Source organism: Allobosea rubneri (assembly GCF_032464875.1).
GTDB lineage: Bacteria > Pseudomonadota > Alphaproteobacteria > Rhizobiales > Beijerinckiaceae > Allobosea > Allobosea rubneri.
The window spans coordinates 1-23,649 of the sequence record NZ_JAWDID010000047.1; the positions used below are offsets into that span (position 1 = coordinate 1).

Genomic DNA, 23,649 nt, shown 5'->3' on the forward strand with positions numbered 1-23,649 from the left:
TCGCCAAGCTCAAAGACTGGCGGCGCATCGCAACCCGCTACGACCGATGCGCCCACACCTTCTTCTCAGCCATCTGCATCGCCGCAGCCGTCATCTTCTGGATCTGATCAATGAGTCCTGAGCCTAGGCCGTGTGCCGGGCGCGACGCGCGCAGAGCGGTGTCGCCCCCCAAGCCTCGCGGAGAGGCCTGCAATAGGCTGCCGGCTGCAGTCCTGGCACGCATGGCGCCGGCCGGCGCGTCGCCTTTTGGCGCCGCAGGACACGAATCGAACATGTGACGCGAAACCGGGCGCCCCGCTCTCCTGCGGCTTGGCCGGCGCCCTTTCAGCAATGCGATCCGCGCCTCCGCGACGAATGCCAGCAAACTTCCATGTGCCGGCGGCAGCACAAAAAGTGATCGCCCCCGCAGCGTGTCAAGCCGCCGATTGACCTAACATTGTGCTTATCGTTGCGCTGACGGGTTGGCCGAACAGCGAGAATCAATTGTATTGGGGGCAGCGAAACTGCTTTCGACAGATGCCCGTTTAACGCGAAGCGCCATGTAAGCTCCCGTTAACGAATATTAACGATGGTCAAGACATGACGGCACGCAACAACCGCTTCGCGCGACCATGACAGGTTGCCGGCAGCTGCCGACCGCTCTTGGTAACAGGCGCGCGTTACGGCGCACCCGACGAGCGGCTCTGGCAGCAGCGGCCGGCGTCGCGGCGATCCTCGCCGGCTGCGGCGAGCAGCGGCTTTCGGAAAGCGATCTGGTGTTCTCCACCCGCGCGGTGAACGTCGACCCGAGCCGGGCGATGGTCGTGCTTCCGCCCGGAGGCCCGCCCGCCGTCGCCGTCACGCAGCGCCAGTACGACAACGCCATCGCTCAGACGATCTCGCTCGCGACGCGCGGCCGCACGCCCGGCGAGAACACGATCCATGTGGCGTTCCTGACGTCTGCGGACCTTCCCGACGGCGAAGGTGTTGCCGGGAACCTGCTGAAGGAGCCCGGGCTCGACGACCATGTCCTTGCAGCGGAAATGGAGGAACGCTTCCCCGGCGTGGCGATGTCGACCTCCGCCGTGTTCGTGCAGAACAAGTACGGCCCCTTCGGTTATGCCTACGGCCGCGGCGTCGGCAATGATGGCTGCATCTATGTCTGGCAGCGCCTGATGCGCGGCGACAGCCTGTTTCGCCCCAAGACGGGTGCGGCGTCGATCCGCCTGCGCGTCTGCGAGCCGGGCGCGAGCGAAGCGTCGCTGCTGCGGCTCGCCTATGGCTACGCGCTCAACGCCTCGCTCGGGCGCAGCGGCTGGGATCCCATCGGGGAAGCGCCGGACCCGGCGCCGAATCTCGGCGAGGCAGGCGCGCCGATCTATCCGGCGCCGCAGCCCTCCTTCGAGGATGTCATGGCGCCGCGCACCACCGTGGTGCGGCCCCGGCCCCGGCCGGCGCGCGTAGCCCCCCTGCGCGATACAGCGCCTGTGGAGACCGCCGTTCCCGACCGCCCGCTCGAAGGCTACCCGACAGTGCCACCGCCGCCCTCACGCTGAGCAAGAAGTCCGTAGCATCTGATGCCAACCGCGATTTACGTCATCGTCTGGGCCGTCACGGCAGCGCTGGTCACGGCGCTGATCGCGCTGCCGATCAGCCTGCAGGCGCATCTGATCGCGGGTACCATTCTGGTCGGCGCGATGATCCTGCTGAAGCTGCTGCGCCCGCTCGGCGTCTGGCGGCTGATCGCGCTCGGCCTCGGGACCGCTGTCGTGCTGCGCTACGTCTATTGGCGCACCACCAGCACGCTGCCGCCGGTCAACCAGCTCGAGGACTTCATCCCGGGCGTCATCCTCTACGTCGCCGAGCTCTACAATATCGGCATGCTGTTCCTCAGCCTGTTCGTCGTCGCGATGCCGCTGCCCCGCCGCGCCACGCCGCCGATCGACCTTGCGAACGCCCCGACCGTCGACGTCTTCGTGCCGTCCTACAACGAGGATGCGGACCTCTTGGCGACGACGCTCTCCGCAGCGCTCGCCATGGACTACCCGACCGGGAAACTGCAGGTCTATCTGCTCGACGACGGCGGCACCGACGAGAAGTGCGCCTCCGACAATTTCGCCGCCGCCCATGCCGCCAAGGAGCGGCGGGCGACGCTGCAGAAGCTCTGCGAAGGGCTGGGCGTCACCTATCTCACGCGCGAGCGCAACCTCAACGCCAAGGCCGGCAACCTCAACAACGGCATCGCCCATTCGCAGGGCGAGCTGATCGTGGTCTTCGACGCCGACCATGCCCCGGCGCGCAGCTTCCTGACCGAGACCGTCGGCTTCTTCGCCCGCGACCCGAAGCTCTTCCTGGTCCAGACCCCGCACTTCTTCATCAATCCCGACCCGCTCGAGCGCAATCTGAAGACCTTCAAGGAGATGCCGTCCGAGAACGAGATGTTCTACGGCATCATCCAGCGCGGGCTCGACAAGTGGAACTCCTCCTTCTTCTGCGGCTCGGCGGCGGTGCTGAGCCGCAAGGCGCTGCTGACCACCAACGGCTTCTCCGGGCGCTCGATCACCGAGGACGCCGAGACGGCGATCACCCTGCATGCCGCCGGCTGGAACAGCGTCTATGTCGACAAGCCCCTGATCGCCGGGCTGCAGCCGGCGACCTTCACCAGCTTCATCGGCCAGCGCTCGCGCTGGGCCCAGGGGATGATGCAGATCCTGATCTATCATCGGCCGCTGCTGAAGCGCGGCCTCTCCCTGCCGCAACGGCTCTGCTACACCTCTACCGCCCTGTTCTGGCTGTTCCCCTTCGCGCGAATGATCTTCCTGATCTCGCCGCTGTTCTACCTCTTCTTCGGACTGCAGATCTTCGTCGCGACCGGTGGCGAGTTCATCGCCTACATCCTCGGCTACATGGTCGTGAACCTGATGATGCAGAACTACCTCTATGGCCGCTATCGCTGGCCGTGGATCTCCGAGCTCTACGAGTTCATCCAGTCGATCTATCTGCTGCCGGCCGTGATCTCGGTGATGCTCAATCCCAGCAAGCCGACCTTCAAGGTGACCGCCAAGAACGAATCCCTCGAGACGCGCCGCGTCTCCGAACTCGGCATGCCCTTCCTGATCATCTTCATCGTCCTGACGCTCGGCGTCGTCGCCCAGTACTGGCGCACCATCGCCGAGCCTTACAATGCCGACACGACCCTGGTCGTCGGCCTGTGGAACATGATGAACCTGCTCATGGCCGGATGTGCCCTCGGCGTCGTCTCCGAACGGCCGGAGGGGCGCGCCGCACGGCGCTTCGCCGTGAAGCGGCGGGGCGAAATGGTGCTGAACGGGGATGCCATGCCGATGGTCACCGAGAACGCCTCGGTCGACGGCATCGCGATCCGGATCGCTCCGGGGACCGCCGCCAAGCCCGCGATCGGGGACCAGGCGCTGATCTCGTTCGAGACCACGCTCGCCATGCCGCGCGGCACGCTGCCGATCAGGGTCAAGCGCATAGAGCAGGACCCGCAGGGACTGATGCTCGGCTGCCGCTACGAGCCGTCCGAGCCGCTGCACAGCCGGATGATCGCCGATCTCGCCTTTTCCGACGCGGAGCGCTGGAGCCGGTTCCAGAAGGCGCGGCGCAACAATATCGGCGTGGTCCGCGGCACGACCCGCTTCCTGCGGATCGCGCTCTTTCAGACCAGTCGCGGCCTGTCCTATTTCCTCGGCCTGTACCGGCTGGGCAAGGTCGCCCCCAAGCCGAGTGCCGCGGAATGACGGCGCACCGTCCACCCCTTCTGCTTCGTGGCCTGGCCGTTGCGCTGGCGATGGCGACGGCGCCTGCCCTCGCCCAGCAACCGGGCGCCGCAACCAATCCGCCGCCGCCCTTCATGATCGCTCCGGGGACGGCACCTACGGCTCCGGCGCTGACGCCGGCGGCGCCTGCCCCGATGACCAGCAAGCCGGCGGCAGCCCCGGCTCCCGCCGCCGGACCCGGCTTCAAGCCGCTCCTGCCGGCGGCAAGGGTGACGCTGGAAGGCGAGGCCGACACGCGCAGTTGGGCCTTCTACCTGACGGAGGAAGAGGCGAATTCCGACCTCGCCCTCGACATCGCCTTTCAGAACGCGCTGGTCGTCATGCCGGAAGCCTCGCGCCTGACGGTCCGGGTCAATGGCGAGCGCGTGGTCGAGACACCAGTCGCCTCGTCCGATCGGATGGCGCGCCTGTCGACCAATCTGCGCAAGGGCCTGCTCCGGCCCGGGCAGAACACGATCCGCTTCGAGGCCATCCAGCGCCATCGGACCGATTGCTCGGTCGCATCGACCTATGAGCTCTGGACCCGCATCGACGGCGCCGGAACGAAGCTGAGCTTCCGCTCCCCGAGCGCGGCCGAGCTGCGCCTGCGCAGTATCGACGACCTGCCCGCAATCGGCGCCGACGAAACCGGACAGACCACGATCCGCATCGTCGCGCCCGGCGCTTCGAGCGCTGCGGCTGCGAACATGATTTTCGCTGTCTCGCAGGCCGCGGCGCTGCGCGGGCGCTACGGCCAGGCGGTGGTGCAGGTCTCGGAACGGGCGCCGGGCCGCGCGAGGCCGGGCACGCTGACCATCGTGCTCGCGACGACTGCGGAACTGCCGGAACTCCTGACGCGGGTGCCGGAGGAGGCGAAGGCACGCAGCTTCGTCGGCTTCATTTCCGACGCGCGCCTCGGCCCGTCCACCCTCCTGGTCACGGGGGCGAGCTGGCCGGATATCGAGAACGTGGTCGCCACACTGCTCACGGCGCCGGTTTCCCGGCCGACCAACCTCAACCGCCGCATGATGGACACGTCGAGCTGGCATCTGCCCGACGCGCCCTTCCTGTCGGAGGCACGCGCGCTGCGCTTCTCCGAGCTCGGCATCGCCAGCCAGGAATCCTCCGCCCGGCGCCTGCGGACCCGCGCCGTCGTCGCCTTTCCGGGCGATTTCTATGCCGCCGCCTATGGCGAGGCGACACTCTATCTCGACGCCGCCTATTCCGCCGACGTGCTGCCGGGCGACAGCCATATCGAGGTCTTCGTCAACGGCAACGTCGCCGCGACCGTTCCCTTGAATGCGACGACCGGCGGGCTGTTCCAGCAGTTCCCGATCACCCTGCCGCTCCGGCATTTCCGACCGGGCATCAACGAAATCTGGTTCGAGGCGGTGACGCTCACCAGCTCCGACCTGTCCTGCGGTCCGGGGGCGACCCTGCCGGGCCGGAATCGGTTCGCGCTGTTCGACACGACGAGCCTCTCCTTCCCGGACTTCGCCAAGATCGGCGTGCAGCCCAATCTCGCCGCCGTCGCCGGGACGGGCTTCCCCTATTCGTTGGCGACCCGCACGCCTTTGATCCTAGGCCGTCACGACACCGCCAATTACGGGGCTGCTGCGACCCTGCTGGCCCGGCTGGCCCAGCGCGCCGCGCGGCCGCTCGCCGTCGACGCCCTGACCAGCGTCTCGACCGTGAGCGACCAGCCGGCCCTGATCGTCGGCGCTGCAAGCCAGCTGCCGCCCGGCCTCCTGCCTCGCGTCGGCGTGTCGGAGACCGTCAGGACCACCTGGCCGACCCGAGCCGATGCCGTGGTCGTCGCACCGGAGAACGATGCCGGTGCCGTCTTCGACGCCGTGATCAACCGCTTCCAGGGCCAGAAGGCCCCGGCCGTCGCCGAGAACACGCAACCGACGACCGACGCGCTGCGCGATCGCTGGCGCAGTTCGCTGGGGGGACCGCTCGCCCGCTATTTCGTCGCCTTCGACCAGTGGCTGCAGCGCAACTTCCATCTCTCCTTCGCCCAGCTGCGCATCCCGTCCTCCAACGAAGCTCTCTACGAGCCCGCGGATGGCACGGACCTGATCGCTGCGCAGGCCGTGGAGCCTGCCAGCAAGCAGGTCTGGACCGCCTTCGTCGCGCGCCGCGAAGAGACGCTGGAGGCGACGATCGCCCGTCTCGTCACGCCTGGGAACTGGGCCAATCTCGCCGGACGGGTCACGGCGTTTCGCGGCACCCAGGACGTTCACGTCGTCGCAGCGAACGATCCCAATTTCGTCATGACGCGCAGCTTCTCGCTGACGAACATGCGGCTCATCCTCGCCAACTGGCTCTCGGACAATATCGGCGCCTATGCGCTGGCCCTGCTCGCCGCCTGCATCGCCCTCGGCATCTCGACCTCGCTGATGCTCGGCCGCCTGGGGCAGAAGCCATGAGGCGCTCTCCCATGAAACGGCTGCTCGGAGCCCTCGCAGCGATCATGCTCGCCTTCGTCCCGACGGCGCAGGCTGCCCTGCCGCTCGAAGCCTGGGAGCTCTATCGACAGAAATTCGTCATGGAGGACGGGCGCGTCGTCGATGATATGAACGGCGCGATCAGCCACAGCGAAAGCCAGGGCTACGGCCTCCTGCTCGCCTGCCTCGCCGGAGACCGGACGAGCTTTGCCCGCATCCTCGCCTTCACCCGCACCGAGCTGCTGATCCGCGACGACGGGCTCGCCGCCTGGCGCTGGGACCCGAACGCGACCCCGCGCGTCACCGACGTCAACAACGCGACCGATGGCGACCTGCTGATCGCCTATGCGCTGAACTGCGCCGGCACAGCCTGGGCGATGCCGGGCTACACCAACGCTGCGCGCCAGCTGGCGCGGAACATTGCGAAGACGACCTTCCTGGCGCGCGGCAGCGAGACCTGGCTGATGCCGGCCGCGAGCGGTTTCTCCGAAAAGGACCGCGCCGACGGCCCGGTGATCAACCCGTCATACTGGGTCTTCGAGGCCCTGCCGGTGATGGCGCGGCTGACCGGCGACAATAGCTGGCTCAAGGTTCAGGCGACCGGGCTCAAGCTGCTCGACACGCTCGCCAAGGCGAACATGCCCGCCCCCGAATGGATGTCGGTCAAGGCCGAGCCGCGGCCGGCAGACGGCTTCCCGGCGCAGTTCGGCTACAATGCAATGCGCGTCCCGCTCTATCTCCTGCGGGCGGGCCTCGCCGAGCCGGCGCGCCTCGCGCCATTCCGCGAGGCCTGGGCCAACAGCCCCGCCATTGTCGATGTCCGTACCAGGAAGGTCGTCGAGGAGCTCTCGGATCCGGGCTACCGCATCCTCGTCGCAGCCATGGCCTGCGCTCTGGACGGGACTGCGATCCCTCAGGATCTGAAATCGTTCCAGCCGACGGCCTATTACCCCTCCACCTTGCATCTGCTCACCCTGGCGATGCTGAGCGAGAGGTACGCCCGATGCATGTGAAGGCAATCCTGCTCGCGGCAGTGGCATCGGGCGCGCTGTTCTACGGCCTCGGCCGCTACGGACAGGGCGTCGAGCTGCCGGCAGTGAGCCAGCCCGGCACGCCCGGCGCCCTGGCGCTGGAGCAGCCGCACGCGGAGACGGGCGAGGCGAGATCGGAGCTTGCCCAGGCGCAGCAGCCGGGGAACCAGCCCCCCGGGGCGCGCCAGGGCCAGCCTCAGGCGCCGGTGGACGAGAGCGCACTGCGCTATTTCGCCAGCCAGGGCGATACGCGGCGCTTCGAGGCGGAGCTCGCCCGCCTGCGGGCGCTCTATCCGCAGTGGCGACCGCCGACCGACCTCAACACGCCGATCCCGGTCGGCGACCCCGAGCTCGAGCGGATGTGGAAGCTCTTCGCCGAGGGCAAGCTCAGCGAGGTCCGGGCCGCGATCGCCCAGCGCGCCACGAAGGAGACCGGCTGGAGCGCACCAGCCGACCTCGTCCAGCAGCTCGACCAGGCCGAGGCCGGGATTCGCCTGGTCAACGCTTCCAATGCCCGGCAATGGGAACAGGTGATCAGGATCGGCACCGAGACGCCTGCCCTGCTCACCTGCGCCAATGTCGATGCGCTCTGGCGTGTCGCCGAGGCCTTCGTGCGGACCGAGCGCATGGACCGGGCGCGCGACGCCTATTCCTATGTCCTCGCCAATTGCGACAAGGCCGATGAGCGGCTCGGCACGATGCAGAAGGCGCTGGGAACGCTGCCGGATGAGCAGATCAGCGCCCTGCTGGCGCTGGAGAAGCAGAACGAATTCACGAGCATCCGTGACGAGCTCGCCCGCCGCCGCATCGGCCGGGCGTCCGAAGACCCGAAGCTGGTGGTGAGCGCCGACGACCTGCGCCGGCTCGAGACGCTCGCCAATGCCGAGACGACACCGGGCGACCCGATCCTGCTCGGCTTCTACGCCCTGCACCATGGCGAACCGGCCAAGGCGTCTGACTGGTTCCGGATGGCGCTCGCCCGCAATGGCGGAGCCAAGGCGGCCGAGGGCGCGGTGCTCGCCTTCGCGGCCAGCGGAAAGTACCAGGAAGCCGAGGCGCTCGGCTCGCAATGGCTGGAGGCAGGCCAACCCAACCGCAAGGCCTATCTCGACGCCCTGACGGCGCTGCTGACGCAGGAGCCACCGCCGCGCCTGGAGCCGGCCGTGCTGGCGCGCATCGTCAAGACGGTCAGCGGCGACCGCTATGCGCTCGGGGCCGCGGCGCTCGGCTGGTATGCCTATAATTCCGGCCAGATCGTGCCGGCCGAGACCTGGTTCGAGACCGCCCTGGCCTGGGACAAGGCGCATGAGCCGGCGGCCTTCGGACTTGCGCTGTCACGCCAGCGACTGCGCGACGCGGCGGGCCTCCAGGCGATCGTCGCCGAATGGCGCGGACGCTCGCAACGCATCGCCGATATTCTCGATCCGCGCCGGCGTGCCCTGCGCTCCCGCGAGCCGGCACCGCCGCGCGAGGTGCGGACCATGCCGACGGCGGCCGAACACGAACTGGTGGAACGTGCTCCAGCGGAACGGATTTCTCCCGCTCCGCCACGGGCATCCGTGCAGGCAGAACGCCGTGTCACCAGAAGCGAGCCTGTCGAAGGCTATATCCCCGTCGAGCGTCCGCCCGCCATCCGCGAAGCGGCGCGCGCAACCAGCCCTGGCAGCTGCGGCAGCGGCAATTCGGGTGCAGCGGCGCTTGCGCGCGGCTGGTGCCTGCTCAATCTCAAGCGCCCGGCTTCCGCCATGCAGGCCTTCGAGGCGGCGATGCGGACCAGCACCGGCCAGGTCGCCGCCGACGCAGCAGCGGGCAAGGCCTATGCCGCCATCCAGCAGGGACTGACCACCGAGGCGAGCGCGGCTGCGGCCTCCGCCGCGTTGCCGCCTGCCCGGCGGCGCGAGCTCCAGGCCCTGCTCCTCGCCGAACGCTTCTATGCGCAGTACGACGCGAAGAACTACAATGCGGCGCTAATCACGCTGGGCGAGCGCGCGAAATATGCGCCGGAGACCACCGATCTGATGCTGATGCGCGGCTGGTCCTATTTCAACTCAGGCCGTTACTGGGATGCGCGCAAGGTCTTCAGCGCGCTCTACAAGATCGACAGGTCGCCGAAGGCTCTTGCCGGGCTGAGCGCGATCGACGACGCGACCCGCAGGAACCGCTACTAGATCGGCGCTCGCCCGGCCGCTCGGGCCGGCAGCCTGCGCGGCTGCCTCAGACCAGGGCGATCGCTGGCCGCCGCCTTCAGCTCTTGTGCTTTCCGCCGCCGGAGCCATTACCTTCGCTGGCCAGCTCCACGCGGGCGCGCTTCATGGTTTCGCGGGCCTCGGCGTCGAGCTTCGGGAATTGCGGGTCGAGTTCCTCGAGCTTGTCGGCGACGGCGGCCGCCACGACCAGGCGGCTGAACCATTTGTTGTCCGCCGGCACGACATACCAGGGCGCGTGCTTGGCGGCGGTGCCGGCGATCGCCTCCTCATAGGCGTTCATGTAGTCCGGCCAACGCTTGCGCTCGGCGAGGTCGCCGGCGTCGAACTTCCAGTTCTTGTCGGGCTCGTCGATGCGCTCGAGCAGACGGCGGCGCTGCTCGCCTTTCGAGACGTGCAGGAAGAACTTCAGAACGACGGTGCCGTTGCGCGCGAGATGGCGCTCGAAATCGCGGATGCTGTCGAAGCGCTCCTCCCAGATGTCGTCCTTGACCAGCGCTGGCGGCAGGTTCTGCTTCGCCAGGATCGCCGGATGGACGCGGGCGACCAGCACCTCCTCGTAATAGGAGCGGTTGAAGATGCCGATATGACCGCGCTGCGGCAGGGCACAGGTCGTGCGCCAGAGGAAATCATGGCGCAACTCGACCGTGCTCGGCGCCTTGAACGAGGTCACCTCGCAGCCCTGCGGATTGATGCCGGACATCACATGCTCGATCATGCCGTCCTTCCCGGCGGCATCCATGGCCTGCAGCACGATGAGCACGGACCAGCGCCCCTCGGCATAGAGGCGCTCCTGCAAGGCGTGGAGGCGCTTGGTCCCGCTCGCGAGCAGTTCCTTCGCATCGTCCTTGTCGATATCGAGGCCCGCAGTGTCGTTGGGGTCGATGTCGGCGAGCTTGAAGCCCTTCCCGTCCGTGATCCGGAAGCGCTTAATCAGGTCGTCTTTCAGCATCGTCATCGCTCCGGTGGACGCACAGCCTTCCAGTCGGCCTCGATGTCGATGACGACCCAGCCTTCGGCTCGGCCCCGGCGGGGCCTCGCCGAACTTAGCGGCATGCGATCCGTGGTCATAGGCCCATCAGGGTTGCCCCACGCGCGAGGTGCCGGAGCAGGCTATCCCTCGCCGGCGGCGACCGCGCGTGCCACCGCGACGAAGCGCCGAAGCACCGGTGTCTCGCGATCAAGTGGCCAGGCGGCGACGAGTTCCGAGACCGTCGAATCCAGTCCCTTCAGGGACCGGTAGACCACGTTCTCGAGATTGAGCCGCGACACCGATTGCGGCACCAGCGCGACGCCGATGCCGCCGGCGACCAGGCCGATCATGGTATGGATCTGGTGGACCTCCTGCGCCACCTGGGGCTCGAAGCCGGCGCGGCGGAAGGCGGCACGGAAGCGGCCCTCGACATAGCGGCGCTTGCCGGGCGGGGTCATGATGAAGCGCTCCTCGCGCAGCGCGGTCAACGGCACAGCCTCGAGCTGCGTCAGCCGGTGGCCGGCCGGCAGCGCCACCACATAGTTTTCGCGGAACAGGGGCAGCGTGCCGAGGCCCGGCTCGCTGAACATCGGCCGCAGCAGGCCGACATCGATCCTGCCGGAACGCAAGGCCTCGACCTGCTCCTTGGTGACCATCTCCTGCAGGACCAGCGAGACTTCCGGCAATTCCCGGCTGAGCCTCGAGACCAGCACGGGCAGGATGTTGAAGGGACATGCCTCGACGAAGCCGATGGTCAGCCGGCCGATCTGCCCCTGCGCCGCCCGGCGCGCGCCCGCCACCGCCAGATCGAGCTGGCGCAGAATCGCCAGCGCGTCGCTCTGGAAGTTCCGGCCGGCATCGGTCAGTGCGACGCGGCGCTTGGTGCGCTCGAACAGCTTCACCTCAAGCGTCTCTTCGAGCTTGGCGATCTGCTGGCTCAGCGCGGGCTGGGTCACGCCGAGGCGCGCCGCCGCCCGGACGAAATGCAGCTCCTCCGCGAGGGTGACGAAAAAGCTGAGCAGTCTCTGGTCCATGCCGCGACCCTAGCCATAAAACTAATAAGTAAAACTAATTTCTTGATCGCCGATTATTGGATCAGTCTTGAATTCACATGCGCGCGGCCGGCAGAGCCGCCGCTTGGCGTGGCGCGATTGGGAGTCTCGGGGATGATGGGCATGAAGCAGAAGGACGGGTTTCTCCGCCTTGCGAGCTGGACGGCGGCGCTCGCGGTCGTGCCCGCCCTGTTCTCGGCTTCCGCCACGGCTCAGACGGCCTGGCCGAGCAAGACGATGCGGATCGTCGTGCCCTACCCGGCGGGCGGCAATGTCGACCTGCTCGGGCGGCTGATCGGGCCGAAGCTGAGCGAGGCGCTCGGCCAGACCATCGTCATCGACAACAAGCCCGGCGCCGCCGGCGCCATCGGCGCCACCGATGCGGCCCGCTCGGAACCCGACGGCCACACCCTGCTCATCGGCGACATCGCGACCCATGCGATCACCCCGGCCTTGCAGGACAAGCTGCCCTACAACCCTCTCACCGACTTCGCCCCGGTGATGCGGCTGACCTCGGTCTCGCTGCTGCTGGTGATCAATCCGAAGAACCCGGCCAAGGACCTGGCGGCGCTGCTCGCCGATGCCAAGGCCAATCCCGAGAAGGTCACCTACGCTTCGGCCGGCGTCGGCACGCCGCAGCAGCTCGCCTTCGAGCTGCTGAAGGAGAAGACCGGCATCAAGGCGACGCATGTGCCGTATCGCGGCTCGGCTCCGGCGATCAACGACGTGATCGCCGGCCATGTCACCGCGATGATCGACGGCACGGCCGTGCCGATGGCGCGCGAAGGCACGCTGCGCGCGCTCGCCGTGACCGGAGCGAAGCGCTCGGCCGCCATGCCTGACGTTCCGACCGTCGCCGAGGCCGGCGTCCCCGGCTATGAGTTCGTCTCCTGGCACGGTGTCTTCGTCCCGGCCGGCACGCCGCCGGCCGTGGTCGAGCGGCTCAATGCCGAGCTGAACAAGATCGTCGCCGATCCGGCCGTGCGCGAGCGCATGGCCGCGCTCAACATCGAGCTCGTCGGCGGCACCTCCGCGGCCTTCGGCGATTTCATCAAGGCCGAATCCGGCAAGATCGCGGAGCTCGTCCGCATCTCCGGCGCCAAGGCGAACTGAGCCTGGCCATGCAGAACGTCTCCGGCGATCAGGCTGGCAATCCAGCGGCGGGCGCAGCGTCCTCTCCGCCGGGAGACCGCCACGTGCTGTTCGTCACGGTCGATCAATGGCCGGCGCGCCTGCTCGGCATCGCCGGCCACCCAACCGTGGAGACGCCGACGCTCGACCAGATCGCCCGCACAGGCACGCGCTTCACCAACGCCTATGCCGAATGCCCGATCTGCATCCCGGCCCGGCGCTCGATGATGACGGGCACGAGCCCGCGCGGCCATGGCGACCGGGTCTTCCAGCCGGCGCTGCCGATGCCCGAGGGGATGCCGACCCTGGCGCGCACCTTCCGCGATGCCGGCTACCAGACGGCAGCGATCGGCAAGCTGCATGTCTATCCGCAGCGCGACCGGATCGGCTTCGAGGAGGTGCTGCTCGCCGAGGAAGGCCGCGGCCATCTCGGCGGCATGGACGATTACGAGCTGTTCCTGACCGACAAGGGCCAGCCCGGCCAGCAGTTCATGCACGGCATGAGCAACAATGAATACAGCTGGCGGACCTGGCACCTGCCGGAAGAGCTGCACGTCACCAACTGGATCACCTTCGCGGCGGCGCGCACGATCAAGCGGCGCGACCCGACGAGGCCGGGCTTCTGGCACGTCTCCTATACCCATCCGCACCCGCCGATCGTGCCGCTGGCCAGCTATTTCGAGCGCTATCGGGCGCGCGATGTCGACGCACCGCTGATGGCGGACTGGGCCAGGGACCCGGCGGCGCTACCCTATGCGGTGCGCGTCGCGCACAATTACTGGGAGCAGCTGCCGCCGGCACAGCTCGCCGACATGCGCCGCGCCGTCTATGCGCTCTGCACCCATATCGACCACCAGCTGCGGATCCTGATCGGGACGCTGCGCGAGGAAGGCCTGCTCGACGACACGATCATCCTGATCTGCGGCGACCATGGCGACATGCTCGGCGACAACGGCCTCTACGCCAAGCGGCTGATGTACGAGGCCTCGGCCGGCGTGCCGATGCTGCTCTCGGGAGCGGCGGGAGATGGCCGCGTCGGCACCGGTGTCACAGATGGCCGCCTCGTCGGGCTGCAGGACATCATGCCGACCCTGCTCGATCTCTGCGGCCTGCCGATTCCGGAGAGCTGCGAGGGCCTGTCGATGGTCGGCGAGCAGCGCCGCGAGATCTTCTACGGGGAATCGCTCGAAGGGGCGAAGGCGACCCGTATGGTGCATGACGGCCGCTACAAGCTGATCTGGTACCCGGCCGGCAACCATTTCCAGCTCTTCGATCTCGACGAAGACCTGCAGGAAATGCGCGATCTCGCCGGTGATCCCGGCCATGCCGGAATCCGGGCGCGCCTCGGCGAGGCGCTCGCAGCCAGACTCTATGGCGAGGACGAGGCCTGGCTGCAGGATGGCAAGCTCGTCGGCATGACCGAGCCGGAGCTCGTCATGGCGCCGAATCGCGGCCTGTCGGGGCAGCGCGGCCTGCACTATCCGCCGATCCCGCCGACCGACCCCGCCAAGGCGGTGGGCTCAGGCTGATTGCTGCGCTGTCCGGCGGCATCAGACAGCCGGCCAGCGAGCCTCCTTCAGTCCTTCGGATAGACCGGCGGCATCAGGCTGCGGGCGAACCAGTCGACGAAGCCGATGATGTCGAAGACAGGGCGCCCGGTCGCCCTGGCGATCGCAGCCGAATGCGGCGGCAGATTGGTGCATTCGCACAGGATAGCACCGGCATTCGGATGCTTCTCGACCAAGGCCTGGGCCGCCGCGACCACCTCCTGCTCGAGTACGGCAAAATCGGAGACACCGCCCTGCGCGCCATAGACGCGGCGGAACAGGCTGTCCGGCGCCAACCCCTCGATCGGCGTATCCGTCCGCACGCCGACGGCTGAAAGATGGCGGGCGCTCAAGGCCTCGGGCGCGAAGGTCAGGATGCCGACCTGCTGGCCGGCCGGCAGCATCGCCTCGATCAGCGGCGCCTGCAGCAGGCTGCTGGTCGCGACCGGCACGGGCAGCGCCGCCGCGAGCTCCTTCTGCAACAGGGCGAGGAAGCCGCAACTCGTGGTGATGCCACGCACCCCACAGGAGACGAGATCGAGCGCCGCATCGATGAAGGGCTGTAGGAAATCACCCGGCCGGCCATGCACGATCGCGGCCGGGTCGGCACCGCGCACGACGCGAAACTGCACCGGCGTGGACCAGCTGCGGGCGTTGCCGATGTCGCCGGGAAGCCGCCGGAAATGCGTGTCGAGCATCAGGATTCCGATGCCGAGATCGCCAACCGTCCCCGCCTGCGCACGCGATCTGTCCGTGCCGCTCGTCATGCCGCGCTCCTCGGGCTGGTCAGGCCACCTTCTTCCGCACTAGTCGCAAAGAACCAGGAGAGGAAGCGATTGGCGCTGAGGGCGGAGAAGGGAATCTCCTCCTGCGCGCAGAGGCCGGGTTTCCCGATCACGCCTGTGCGCAGGAGATCGAGCACCGCGGCGACATGGGCGGCGGCGGTGCGGCGCATCGCGCTGACCGTACTGCCGCCGATCTGCGCCGGGACGACCTCGCGGGTGAACTGCTCCTCGACGCTGCGCCCATCCTGCCGGGAGGTCGCGCTGACCGAGATCAGCAGTCGGTCGTCGACGATCTCCGGCAGCGCGTTGAGGAAGAGGTTGCGTAGGAGGTCGGTCCTTCCGCGCAATTTCACGTCGTCGAGCAGGAAACGCATATAGTCGAGATGGCCGGGATAGCGGATCGTGCGTGAGGTCAGCCGCGCGACCTGCCCCTCCAGACGCGCGCACAGGCTCGCTGGAATATTGCCGGAAACGAAGTCCTCATAGTCTCGGCCGCCGAGACGCAAGCGGCCGAGATCGCTGAGGGTCGGCAGGCTCGCGCGCCTGCCTTCGACCAGAGCCGTCGAGGGCTGGATGTATTCGCGCAGCAAGGCATCGACATCCCAGGTCAGCCCGTAGCCGAGCCGATTGGCCGGCTCGCGCGGCAAGGTGCCGATGCGGACATCGACCTCCGCCTTCCCCGAGGTCCGGGAAACGAGGTCGAGCACCAACTGCGAGACCAGTCCCGGCGCGATACCGCATTGCGGGACGAAGCAGCTGGCGGCCGAACGGGCCTCGCTCAGCACCGCACCGAGCCCGGCGGTATCGTCGCCGAGATCGAGATAATGGATGCCGTTGCGGCGCGCGGCGACGGCGACCATCGGCGTGGCCGAGGCCGGCAGCGCCGCGACTACCGCCTGCGACTGCGCCAGGAGGCGGTCGAGCTGCGTGGGGTTGCCGGGATCGACCTCCGCCAGCGGCAGGCCGAGCGCCTCCATGCGCCGCCGCGCTGGCTCGGTCGGGTCGACGAGGGTGACCTCGAACTCCGGTGCCTCGCTCAGGAGCAGCGCCAGCGCCGAGCCGACGCGGCCGGCGCCGACGATGACGACCTTGAACGGGTGTTCGGCCTGTTGCACGGGCTCAGCCATGGAAGCGCGCGAGGAACGCCTTGAGGCGCTCATTATCGGGACGCCGCAGGATGGCGTCGGGCGAGCCCTGCGCAACGATGCGACCATTCTCCATGAACACCACCCGGTCGGAGACGTCGGCGGCGAAGGAGATCTCGTGCGTGACGATGACCATGGTCATGCCCTGATTGGCGAGATCGCGCACCACACCGAGCACTTCGCCGACGAGCTCGGGATCGAGCGCGCTGGTGACCTCGTCGAGCAGCAGCGCGTCGGGCTGCATGGCGAGGGCCCGGGCGATGGCGACGCGCTGCTTCTGGCCGCCGGAGAGCTGATCCGGCCGGGCGTCGCGCTTCTCGGCGAGGCCGACCTTGGCGATGTAGTCCATCGCGATCTCGACCGCCTCGGCACGCGGTTTCCGCTGCACGATCACCGGGCCCTCGATCACGTTCTCCAGCACGCTCATATGCGGAAACAGATTGAAGTGCTGGAAGACCATGCCGACATGGCGACGCAATTCGCCCTGCCCGAGTAGATCGCCGCTGCCGCGATATTTCTCGCCGACGCGGCGGTTGCGGAAGAGGATCTCGCCGGCGTCCGGCTTCTCCAGCATGTTCATGCAGCGGATGAAGGTCGACTTGCCGGAGCCTGACGGTCCGATGATCGAGACCACCTCGCCAGCCTTGAGGGCGAGGTCGATGCCGTGGAGCACGGTCAGTGCCCCGAAGCATTTGGTGATGCCACGTGCCTCGAGCACGATGTCGGAGGCGTTCTGGAGCGAAGCCGAAGCCGAGGAAGCGGGGGCGGGCGAAACGGAGGTCATGGGCGCTCTCGATCAGTTGCCGCGGCGCATGCGGTATTCGATGTAGTCGGCGAACTTCATCATCGGGAAGAGGATGACGAAGTAGAGCACGGCGACGACCGTGTAGGATTCGAGCGGCCGATAGGTCTGGCCATTGACGATGCTGGCCATGTAGGTCAGGTCCGCGACCGAGATCACCGAGACCAGCGAGGTGTTCTTGAACTGGGTGACCGACTGGTTGATGAAGGCCGGCATCATCCGGCGAATGGCCTGCGGCAGCACGATGCGCCGCATCACCTGCCAGCCCGACATACCGATCGCCGCGCCTGCCTCGAACTGGCCCTTGTCGATCGAGACGATGCCGCCGCGGAAGACCTCGGCATAGAACGCCGCCGCATAGAGCGAGAGCGTCAGCAGCGCCGCCGCCCAGTTGGGCATGTCGAAGCCGAGCAGCAGCGGCAGCGCGTAATAGATCCAGAGTAGCTGGACCAGCAGGGGCGTGCAGCGAAACAGCTCCTGGAAGCCCTGCGCGAACCAGTTCAGCGGTCCGATGCCCGACAGCCTGGCGAAGCAGACGGCGAGGCCGAGGACCAGGCCGATCGCGATCGAGCCCACCGTGTAGACGACGGTGATCCACGCCCCCCACAGGAAGAGATCGCTGGCCTGGATGATCGGGGCGAAGCTCCAAGTATACATGTCTTGCTAGCCTTCCTTGGGGGCGGCCCTTTTCGGGCCGCCCTATGCTTCAACCACCGAAGCCAAAGCCTTCCGGCATGTCGTCGAGCGTGATGCCGAAGGGCGCCAGGCTGTTGACGATCCAGGTCTGGTTGTTGCCGATGCGGCGGTTGTACTCGGCCCAGGCCGAGATGAAGGAGCGCCACTTCTCGTCGCCCTTCCAGTTCAGCGCGACGACCGAAGGCGTCGAGAGCACCGGGCTCGGCACCATGACCTTGCCGATGCCGTTCGCCTTCTTGGTCATCACCAGCCCGTTGAGCATGGTGTTGACGAGGCCATCGGCCTTGCCGCTGACAACGGCGACGATCGCCTCGTCGCGCGTCTTGAAGCGCAGCATCTTGGCCTTGGGCAGGTATTGCTGGGCGATCAGGTCCTGCGAGGAGCCGAGATCGACCGAGAAAGTGTATTTGGGGTCGTTGAGCTCGGCCCAGCTTAGCTTGGAGAGCTCGGGCTTCGGCGAGACGATGACGAAGCTGTTGAAATAGGTCGGCGCCGAGAAGGCGACAGACATGGCGCGCTGCGGCGTCGCGGTCACGCCGAGCGCCAGATCGACCTTGCCGCTCTGCACGTCGAGGATCGAATTCGGCCAGCTCGACTCGACCACTTCGAGCTTGACGCCGAGTGTCTTGGCGATGTCGCGCGCCATCTCGATGGCGAAGCCGCGCCATTCGCCGGTGCGCGGATCCTTGTTGAAGTAAGGATCCTCGTTGATGATGCCGGGGATACGCAGCACGCCGCGCGAACGCACGGATTCGATGCTGTCCTGCGCCTGAACCGGCGACTGGAATGCCGCCAGCCCCAGGCCGGCCGCAAAAATTGCACTGATGATCTTCTTCACGACAGATGCCTCCGTTCCCTTGCCGATGATCTTCGGTCTTGCCCCCGGCATGCCGGGTTATCGGAGGAGCCTAAGGAAGGCACCTCCGCAAACAATGCGAGAGTAGGCCGCTCGCCTACCGGTTTTCTTATATGTTCCGCGTACCCTCGAAGGCCTTCAGGCTGGCTTCGAGCGCTTGCAGATTCTCGGGCCGCAACGCCGCGAGCGGCGCGCGCACCTCGGCCGAGATCGCTCCGCTGCGGGCCAGCGCAGTCTTCACCGGTACCGGGTTGCTCTCGATGAAGAGATGGCCGGTGACATCGAACAGCGCCTGATGGAGACGGCGTGCCTCACGCGTCTCGCCCCTGGTCCAGGCAGCGCACAGAGCCACGATCTCGCGCGGCAGCAGGTTCGAGGCAACGCTGGTGACGCCATCGGCGCCGACCGCGAGAAATGGCAGGGTCAGCCCGTCATCGCCGGAATGGATAACGAAATCCTCGCCGAGCGCCCGCCGCAGCTCGGTGATCCGTTCGGTCCTGCCGCCCGCTTCCTTGATTCCGACGATATGCGGATAGGCCTTCGCCAGCCGCGCGGCCGTCGCCGGCGCGATCTCGACTCCGGTCCGGCCCGGCACGCTGTAGAGCATGATCGGGATCGTCACCGCTTCGGCGACGGCGGCGAAATGGTCGAACAGGCCGTCCTGCGAGGGCTTGTTGTAATAGGGGGTGACGACGAGGATGCCGTCGGCCCCGAGCGCCTCCGCGCGCTTCGCCTTGGCGACGGCAAGAGCGGTCGCATTCGAGCCGGTGCCGGCCATGACGAAGGCGCGGCCCTTGGCGGCAGCGACCGTGATGCGGATGACCTCGTCGGCCTCCGCCTCGGAGAGGGTCGCAGCCTCGCCCGTGGTCCCGACCGGCACGAGCCCGGCGACGCCGGCTGCGAGCTGGGCGGCGATCAGGCGCTCGAAGGCGGGGGCGTCGATCGCGCCGTCGCGGAACGGAGTGACGAGGGCGGTGAAGACGCCGGAGAGGCGCCGGCGCAGCTCTGAATCGATCATGACTTTCTCTCCCATCTCACTCAGTCGATGACGACCTTGGTCTCGCTCATTTCGCGCAGGGTCATGTGGATGCCCTCGCGGCCGAGCCCGCTCGACTTGATGCCGCCGAACGGCACGTTCTCGGCGCGGAAATCCGGGCCTTCGTTGATCATCACGCCGCCGACCCGCAGCTCGCGGGAGAAGCGCTTCACCAGCGCATGGTCATTGGTGAACACGCCGGCTTGCAGCCCGTAGGGGCTGTCGCTGACCTCACCGATCACCTGTTCGGGATCGCTGAAGCGGCGCACCGCCAGCACGGGCCCGAAGGTCTCGCTACGTACCAGCTCGGCCTCGGCCGGCACGTCGTCGAGCAGTGTCGGCGCGAACATGGTGCCGCGGCGCCGGCCGCCGGCGACGACCCTCGCCCCCTGCGCGACGGCGAGCCTGACCCGCCGCTCGACCTCCGCCGCTGCCGGCTCATCGATGAGCGTGCCCATCGCGGTCGTTTCATCGGCGGGGTCGCCGGTGCGGACATCCTCGATCAGCGCCGCAATGCGCGTGATCATCGTGTCCCGGATCTCTTCGTGCAGATAGAGGCGCTTCACGGCGGCGCAGCTCTGGCCAGCGATCTCGAAGCGGTGCCCGATCGCGGTCTGCGCGGCGCGGTCGAGATCGGCATCGGGCATCACGATCAGCGGGTCGTTGCCGCCGAGCTCCATCAGGCAGCGGACGAGGCCCGAGGCGTTTTTGAGCGCGAGACCGGCCGCCGGCCCGCCGGTGAAGCTCAGCAGGTCGATATCGCCGCTGGCGATCATGGCGGCGACCTCAGCCCCGCCATGGACGACACTGAACAGCCCCTGCGGGAACCCCGCCTTGATGGCGAGCTCGCCGAGCCGCTCCGCTGCAAGCGGCGCCTTGGGCGACGGCTTGGCGACGACGGCGTTGCCGGCGGCGATCGCCGGGCCGAGCTTGTGGCAGAGCAGATTGAGCGGGTAGTTGAACGGCGTGATCGCCCCGACGACGCCGGCCGGCTCGTAGGTGATCGCGGCGAGCTTGCTCGGCGCCCCCGCCACGATCGCGGTCGGCAGCACCTCGCCGTGCAGGACGGTGATCGCGTCGCCGCTGAGGCGCAGCGTGTTCTGGGCGCGGCGGACCTCGTTGCGCGCCTCGGTGATCGTCTTGCCGACCTCGGCACAGATGATCTGCGCCATCCCTTCGGCATCCTCGGCGAGCAGCTCGGCGAGGCGATGAAGCAGGCCCTTGCGCTCGGCCGGCGTGCTGAAGCGGAAGGCACGCCAGGCCTTGCGGGCGGCCCGCAGCGCATCAGCGACCGCGACCTCGTCGGCGGTCTCGACCTTGCCGACGCTCACACCGGAGAAGGGGTTGAAAACGTCGATCGTCGGCCGGGCGCTGCTTCTGAACGATTTTGCGAGAGTGCCATTCACGGCTCTAGGTCTCCGTTTGATCAATCGAGAAATTGGCGAGGGCGGCAAGAGAAACCGGCCGCAGCGGCCAACGCGGCGGCGAAGCCGAGGGCAGTGCCTCACCACGCAGTTCATCGAGCATCGGGCCGCAGAAGCGCCCCTGGCAGGCACCCAGCCCGAAGCGACCCATCAGCCGGATCTCCCGGGCCGAGGCGTCGGCCGGCAACGCGGCGAAATCGGCATAGCGGCGCCCCTCGCAGCGGCAGAGCATGGTCTGCGCTGTCGGCGGCGTCGCCTTGCTGTGCAGGGCCTCGGCAAGCGCAAGCTGGAAGTTCCGTGCCTTGCTCAGATCCGCTTCGAGCGATGCGGTGGATGCCGTGCGCCCCAAGCCCGCGAGGATCGCCGACGCGGCGCGCTGGCCGTCTAGGATTGCCGCATCGGCACCGAGAATCTCGCGCCCGTCGCCGGCGAGCAGCACGGGAATCTCTGCCCCGGGAGCCGGCTGGGGGATGCCGGCACGGTTCGGCTCCAGCCCGTCATGGATCAGCAGATGGCGAGCCTGCAGCAGGCTCTTGGCGGAGCCCGAGCGGACCCGGATCGCGAGCCCCTGCCCCGTCTCGCTGACGCCCAGCACCTCGCTATCACTACGATAAGGCACGCGCTTCAAGGCGAGCGCCGCGGCGTAGGCGGCCGCTTCGGCGAGCTGCGGCCCGGCCGTCATCAGGCCGGCCAGAGCTTTCGGCTTCTGCCATGGCCTTCCGCGCTCCAGCACGGCGAGCGGCGGGTTGCCGGCGCGGGCGAGCTGGGCAGCGACGGCGAGCAGCAGCGGGCCACTGCCGGCAACGACGATCGGACCTTCCGGCGGCCGGCCGGTTTCCTTGAGCAGGACCTGGGCGCCGCCCGCGCTCATTACGCCCGGCAGCTCCCACCCCTCGAACGGGTGGATCTTCTCGACGGCGCCGACAGCGACGATCGCTGCCCGGACGCGACGCGCAAAGACGCGGCCGGCCATCCGATCATCGAACAGGAAGCGCCCCGCCCCGTCGATGCCGAGGAAGACCGTCGAGGTCCGCAGCTCGATCAGGCCCGCCGCACTTTCGAGACGCGAGGCCAGTTCCGCCCAATTGCGCCGGTGCCGCGCCGTACCTTTCCAGACTGGCGGCGCGTCCGGGGCCGGCTGGCGATGGATGGCGCCGCCGAGCCGGTCGCGCTGCTCTATCAGCAGCACCCGCAGACCGGCTTCCGCCAGGGTCACGGCCGCAGCGACGCCCGCAGGCCCGCCGCCGACGACAAGGACCGGTAGCTCAGTCATGGTGCAGTCCGAGGCCGGGCTGGGGAGCAAGGCGCATGCCGGAACGCGCCGGCGTTAGGCAGGCTTCGACGGGCCCCTCGCCCGCAATCGCGACGACGCAGGCCTGGCAGGCGCCGATGCCACAGAACACGCGGCCACGCACGGCTCCGCCCTCGGGGCCGAGATCGGCGATGCCGGCGCGCAGCAATGCTGCGGCGATGGTCTCGCCCGGACGGAAGGAAACCGGGCGGCCGATCCAGTAGAAGCAGGGGTTCATGCCAGGGCCTCGACGGCGGCGAAGCGCTGGGGCGAGAGCAGGGAAAGATCGACGCCCGGCGCCTCGCCGAGGATCATCCGGGCAGCGCTGGCGCCCATGAACGGGCCGAGGCAGATGCCATCGCCCTCGAAGCCGGTGGCGACCGTGACCCCGGCCAGATGCGGATGCGGGCCGATGATCGGCAGGCCGTCGCGCGAAGCGGTGCGGACACCGGCAAAGGTCCGCAGCACGCGGCGCTCGCGCAGCGGCGGATAGAGATCGAGCGCATCCCGCAGGATCGCCGAGATCGTCACGGCGTCGGTCGCCTGGTCGGCGCGGTGGTCCTCGCGGCTGCCGCCGATCAGGAACTGGCCGGTGACCAAGGGATCGATGACGAGGCCGATATGGGCGTTGTCACGGACGATGCCGCGCTTGGCGGCAAGATAGGAGGCCGCCATCAGATGGCCGTCGATCGCTGGCCGGCCGGCGGCGGCGCGGTCGGTCACGACCATCTGGCCCTTCCGCGGGATCAGGATATCGCCGAGACCGAGCAGGCCGACCGAGCCGATCCCGGCGGCGACGAGGACGGCGTCGGCCGCCAGAAGCTCGCCGCGGACCGCGACCCCGACGGCCTGCCCGCCCTGCATGACGATCTCGGAGACGGGCGCATTGCGCCGGACCGCGACGCTGCTTCGCTGCAGCAGGCGCTGGGTGATCTCGTAGCCGAGCGCGTGGCCGTCGTCGGGAATTTCAAGCGCGAAGCAGACGCCTTCGCCGAGGCCCGGAATGCGCGCCAGCAGCGTCGGCCGGTCGACATCCAGCACGCGCTCGCCGGCGGCGGCGAGATCGGCGCCGTGCTCGGCGACGAGATCAGCTTCGAGCGGCGTGCGGGCGACGAGGAAGGTCGAGCGGCGATGGAACAGGCCGCGCAGCAATCCATCGGCCTCGCAGCTTCCATAGAAGGCGCGGGCGTGACGGGCGAGGTCCATCATCGGACCGGGCTTCTTGCTCGCGACCGAGACCGCGCCGTCCGAAGCGCCGGTCGCGCCGGCCGCCGGACCGGAGGCATCGAGCAGCGTGACCCGCGCCCCGGCCGCCGCCAGGAAATGCGCGGCTGCGGCGCCGACGATTCCGGCGCCAATCACGGCAACATGGAGGGAAGGAGAGCGGGCCATGCGAGGCGACGGGCGTCCTGAAAAGCGATGCGCGACCCTCGGTCGCTTCGCCTTTCGGGTCGATCCAAATGATCCG

19 protein-coding genes and 1 pseudogene are annotated in these 23,649 nt (G+C 68.3%); 8 read left to right on the forward strand and 12 right to left on the reverse strand.

Going from position 1 to position 23,649, the window contains the following annotated elements:
- From RKE40_RS22695 to RKE40_RS22720, 6 genes and pseudogenes are all read left to right on the forward strand, one after another.
- Positions 1-107, forward strand: a pseudogene (locus tag RKE40_RS22695) (IS5/IS1182 family transposase); the annotation flags it as partial.
- Positions 108-755: 648 nt separating this feature from the next.
- On the forward strand, positions 756-1,535 hold the full coding sequence (gene bcsN / locus RKE40_RS22700; RefSeq protein ID WP_316020480.1) for a cellulose biosynthesis protein BcsN: 780 nt from the start codon (positions 756-758) through the stop codon (positions 1,533-1,535).
- A 21-nt stretch (positions 1,536-1,556) separates the two neighbouring features.
- The gene (gene bcsA / locus RKE40_RS22705; protein ID WP_316020481.1) at positions 1,557-3,740 is read left to right on the forward strand and encodes a UDP-forming cellulose synthase catalytic subunit; all 2,184 of its coding nucleotides are present in this window, start codon (positions 1,557-1,559) and stop codon (positions 3,738-3,740) included.
- Complete coding sequence (locus RKE40_RS22710) at positions 3,737-6,190, forward strand: cellulose biosynthesis cyclic di-GMP-binding regulatory protein BcsB (protein ID WP_316020482.1); 2,454 nt, start codon at positions 3,737-3,739, stop codon at positions 6,188-6,190. Before bcsA ends, RKE40_RS22710 begins: the two co-directional genes overlap by 4 nt.
- An 11-nt stretch (positions 6,191-6,201) precedes the next feature.
- Positions 6,202-7,221, forward strand: a complete 1,020-nt coding sequence (locus RKE40_RS22715) for a family 8 glycosyl hydrolase (protein ID WP_316020483.1) — start codon at positions 6,202-6,204, stop codon at positions 7,219-7,221.
- A complete protein-coding gene (locus RKE40_RS22720; RefSeq protein ID WP_316020484.1) occupies positions 7,212-9,407 on the forward strand; it encodes a hypothetical protein in 2,196 nt (731 codons plus the stop codon). The genes RKE40_RS22715 and RKE40_RS22720 overlap by 10 nt, the downstream gene beginning before the upstream one ends.
- Before the next feature lie 76 nt (positions 9,408-9,483).
- On the opposite strand, the gene RKE40_RS22725 is transcribed toward RKE40_RS22720, so the two are convergent.
- Positions 9,484-10,395 carry a polyphosphate kinase 2 family protein gene (locus RKE40_RS22725; RefSeq protein WP_316020485.1) on the reverse strand — a complete coding sequence of 304 codons (912 nt, stop codon included), beginning with the start codon at positions 10,393-10,395 and terminating at the stop codon, positions 9,484-9,486.
- Between the two features lie 161 nt (positions 10,396-10,556).
- Positions 10,557-11,450 (reverse strand): LysR family transcriptional regulator, encoded by an 894-nt coding sequence (locus RKE40_RS22730; protein WP_316020486.1) that lies wholly within the window; start codon positions 11,448-11,450, stop codon positions 10,557-10,559.
- Positions 11,451-11,591: 141 nt separating this feature from the next.
- Here RKE40_RS22730 and RKE40_RS22735 point away from each other — a divergent pair, with 141 nt between their 5' ends.
- Together RKE40_RS22735 and RKE40_RS22740 are read left to right on the forward strand one after the other, a co-directional pair.
- Entirely contained in the window at positions 11,592-12,581 is a 990-nt protein-coding gene (locus tag RKE40_RS22735) for a Bug family tripartite tricarboxylate transporter substrate binding protein (protein WP_316020487.1), read from the forward strand.
- Between the two features lie 83 nt (positions 12,582-12,664).
- Positions 12,665-14,128 (forward strand): sulfatase-like hydrolase/transferase, encoded by a 1,464-nt coding sequence (locus RKE40_RS22740; protein ID WP_316020488.1) that lies wholly within the window; start codon positions 12,665-12,667, stop codon positions 14,126-14,128.
- Positions 14,129-14,175: 47 nt separating this feature from the next.
- On the opposite strand, the gene RKE40_RS22745 is transcribed toward RKE40_RS22740, so the two are convergent.
- The 10 genes from RKE40_RS22745 to RKE40_RS22790 form a co-directional block, all read right to left on the reverse strand.
- Positions 14,176-14,913 carry an aspartate/glutamate racemase family protein gene (locus RKE40_RS22745; RefSeq protein ID WP_316020489.1) on the reverse strand — a complete coding sequence of 246 codons (738 nt, stop codon included), beginning with the start codon at positions 14,911-14,913 and terminating at the stop codon, positions 14,176-14,178.
- On the reverse strand, positions 14,910-16,058 hold the full coding sequence (locus RKE40_RS22750) for a saccharopine dehydrogenase family protein (RefSeq protein ID WP_316020490.1): 1,149 nt from the start codon (positions 16,056-16,058) through the stop codon (positions 14,910-14,912). The genes RKE40_RS22745 and RKE40_RS22750 overlap by 4 nt, the downstream gene beginning before the upstream one ends.
- On the reverse strand, positions 16,051-16,860 hold the full coding sequence (locus RKE40_RS22755; RefSeq protein WP_316020491.1) for an amino acid ABC transporter ATP-binding protein: 810 nt from the start codon (positions 16,858-16,860) through the stop codon (positions 16,051-16,053). The genes RKE40_RS22750 and RKE40_RS22755 overlap by 8 nt, the downstream gene beginning before the upstream one ends.
- 12 nt (positions 16,861-16,872) lie before the next feature.
- On the reverse strand, positions 16,873-17,535 hold the full coding sequence (locus RKE40_RS22760) for an amino acid ABC transporter permease (RefSeq protein ID WP_316020492.1): 663 nt from the start codon (positions 17,533-17,535) through the stop codon (positions 16,873-16,875).
- A gap of 49 nt (positions 17,536-17,584) precedes the next feature.
- Positions 17,585-18,412, reverse strand: a complete 828-nt coding sequence (locus RKE40_RS22765; RefSeq protein ID WP_316020493.1) for a transporter substrate-binding domain-containing protein — start codon at positions 18,410-18,412, stop codon at positions 17,585-17,587.
- Between the two features lie 127 nt (positions 18,413-18,539).
- Entirely contained in the window at positions 18,540-19,448 is a 909-nt protein-coding gene (gene dapA, locus RKE40_RS22770; protein WP_316020494.1) for a 4-hydroxy-tetrahydrodipicolinate synthase, read from the reverse strand.
- Positions 19,449-19,468: 20 nt separating this feature from the next.
- On the reverse strand, positions 19,469-20,872 hold the full coding sequence (locus RKE40_RS22775) for an aldehyde dehydrogenase family protein (protein ID WP_316020495.1): 1,404 nt from the start codon (positions 20,870-20,872) through the stop codon (positions 19,469-19,471).
- 4 nt (positions 20,873-20,876) lie between these two features.
- The gene (locus tag RKE40_RS22780) at positions 20,877-22,163 is read right to left on the reverse strand and encodes an FAD-dependent oxidoreductase (RefSeq protein WP_316020496.1); all 1,287 of its coding nucleotides are present in this window, start codon (positions 22,161-22,163) and stop codon (positions 20,877-20,879) included.
- Complete coding sequence (locus RKE40_RS22785; protein ID WP_316020497.1) at positions 22,156-22,419, reverse strand: 2Fe-2S iron-sulfur cluster-binding protein; 264 nt, start codon at positions 22,417-22,419, stop codon at positions 22,156-22,158. Before RKE40_RS22785 ends, RKE40_RS22780 begins: the two co-directional genes overlap by 8 nt.
- The gene (locus RKE40_RS22790) at positions 22,416-23,573 is read right to left on the reverse strand and encodes an NAD(P)/FAD-dependent oxidoreductase (RefSeq protein ID WP_316020498.1); all 1,158 of its coding nucleotides are present in this window, start codon (positions 23,571-23,573) and stop codon (positions 22,416-22,418) included. Before RKE40_RS22790 ends, RKE40_RS22785 begins: the two co-directional genes overlap by 4 nt.
- Between the last annotated feature and the right edge of the window lie 76 nt (positions 23,574-23,649).

Coding starts and splice junctions, on each gene's coding strand:
- bcsA (WP_316020481.1), top strand. CDS start 1,557: ATGCCAACCGCGATTTACGTCATCGTCTGGGCCGTCACGGCAGCGCTG.
- RKE40_RS22710 (WP_316020482.1), top strand. CDS start 3,737: ATGACGGCGCACCGTCCACCCCTTCTGCTTCGTGGCCTGGCCGTTGCG.
- RKE40_RS22715 (WP_316020483.1), top strand. CDS start 6,202: ATGAAACGGCTGCTCGGAGCCCTCGCAGCGATCATGCTCGCCTTCGTC.
- RKE40_RS22720 (WP_316020484.1), top strand. CDS start 7,212: ATGCATGTGAAGGCAATCCTGCTCGCGGCAGTGGCATCGGGCGCGCTG.
- RKE40_RS22725 (WP_316020485.1), bottom strand. CDS start 10,395: ATGCTGAAAGACGACCTGATTAAGCGCTTCCGGATCACGGACGGGAAG.
- RKE40_RS22730 (WP_316020486.1), bottom strand. CDS start 11,450: ATGGACCAGAGACTGCTCAGCTTTTTCGTCACCCTCGCGGAGGAGCTG.
- RKE40_RS22735 (WP_316020487.1), top strand. CDS start 11,592: ATGAAGCAGAAGGACGGGTTTCTCCGCCTTGCGAGCTGGACGGCGGCG.
- RKE40_RS22745 (WP_316020489.1), bottom strand. CDS start 14,913: ATGACGAGCGGCACGGACAGATCGCGTGCGCAGGCGGGGACGGTTGGC.
- RKE40_RS22750 (WP_316020490.1), bottom strand. CDS start 16,058: ATGGCTGAGCCCGTGCAACAGGCCGAACACCCGTTCAAGGTCGTCATC.
- RKE40_RS22755 (WP_316020491.1), bottom strand. CDS start 16,860: ATGACCTCCGTTTCGCCCGCCCCCGCTTCCTCGGCTTCGGCTTCGCTC.
- RKE40_RS22760 (WP_316020492.1), bottom strand. CDS start 17,535: ATGTATACTTGGAGCTTCGCCCCGATCATCCAGGCCAGCGATCTCTTC.
- dapA (WP_316020494.1), bottom strand. CDS start 19,448: ATGATCGATTCAGAGCTGCGCCGGCGCCTCTCCGGCGTCTTCACCGCC.
- RKE40_RS22780 (WP_316020496.1), bottom strand. CDS start 22,163: ATGACTGAGCTACCGGTCCTTGTCGTCGGCGGCGGGCCTGCGGGCGTC.
- RKE40_RS22785 (WP_316020497.1), bottom strand. CDS start 22,419: ATGAACCCCTGCTTCTACTGGATCGGCCGCCCGGTTTCCTTCCGTCCG.
- RKE40_RS22790 (WP_316020498.1), bottom strand. CDS start 23,573: ATGGCCCGCTCTCCTTCCCTCCATGTTGCCGTGATTGGCGCCGGAATC.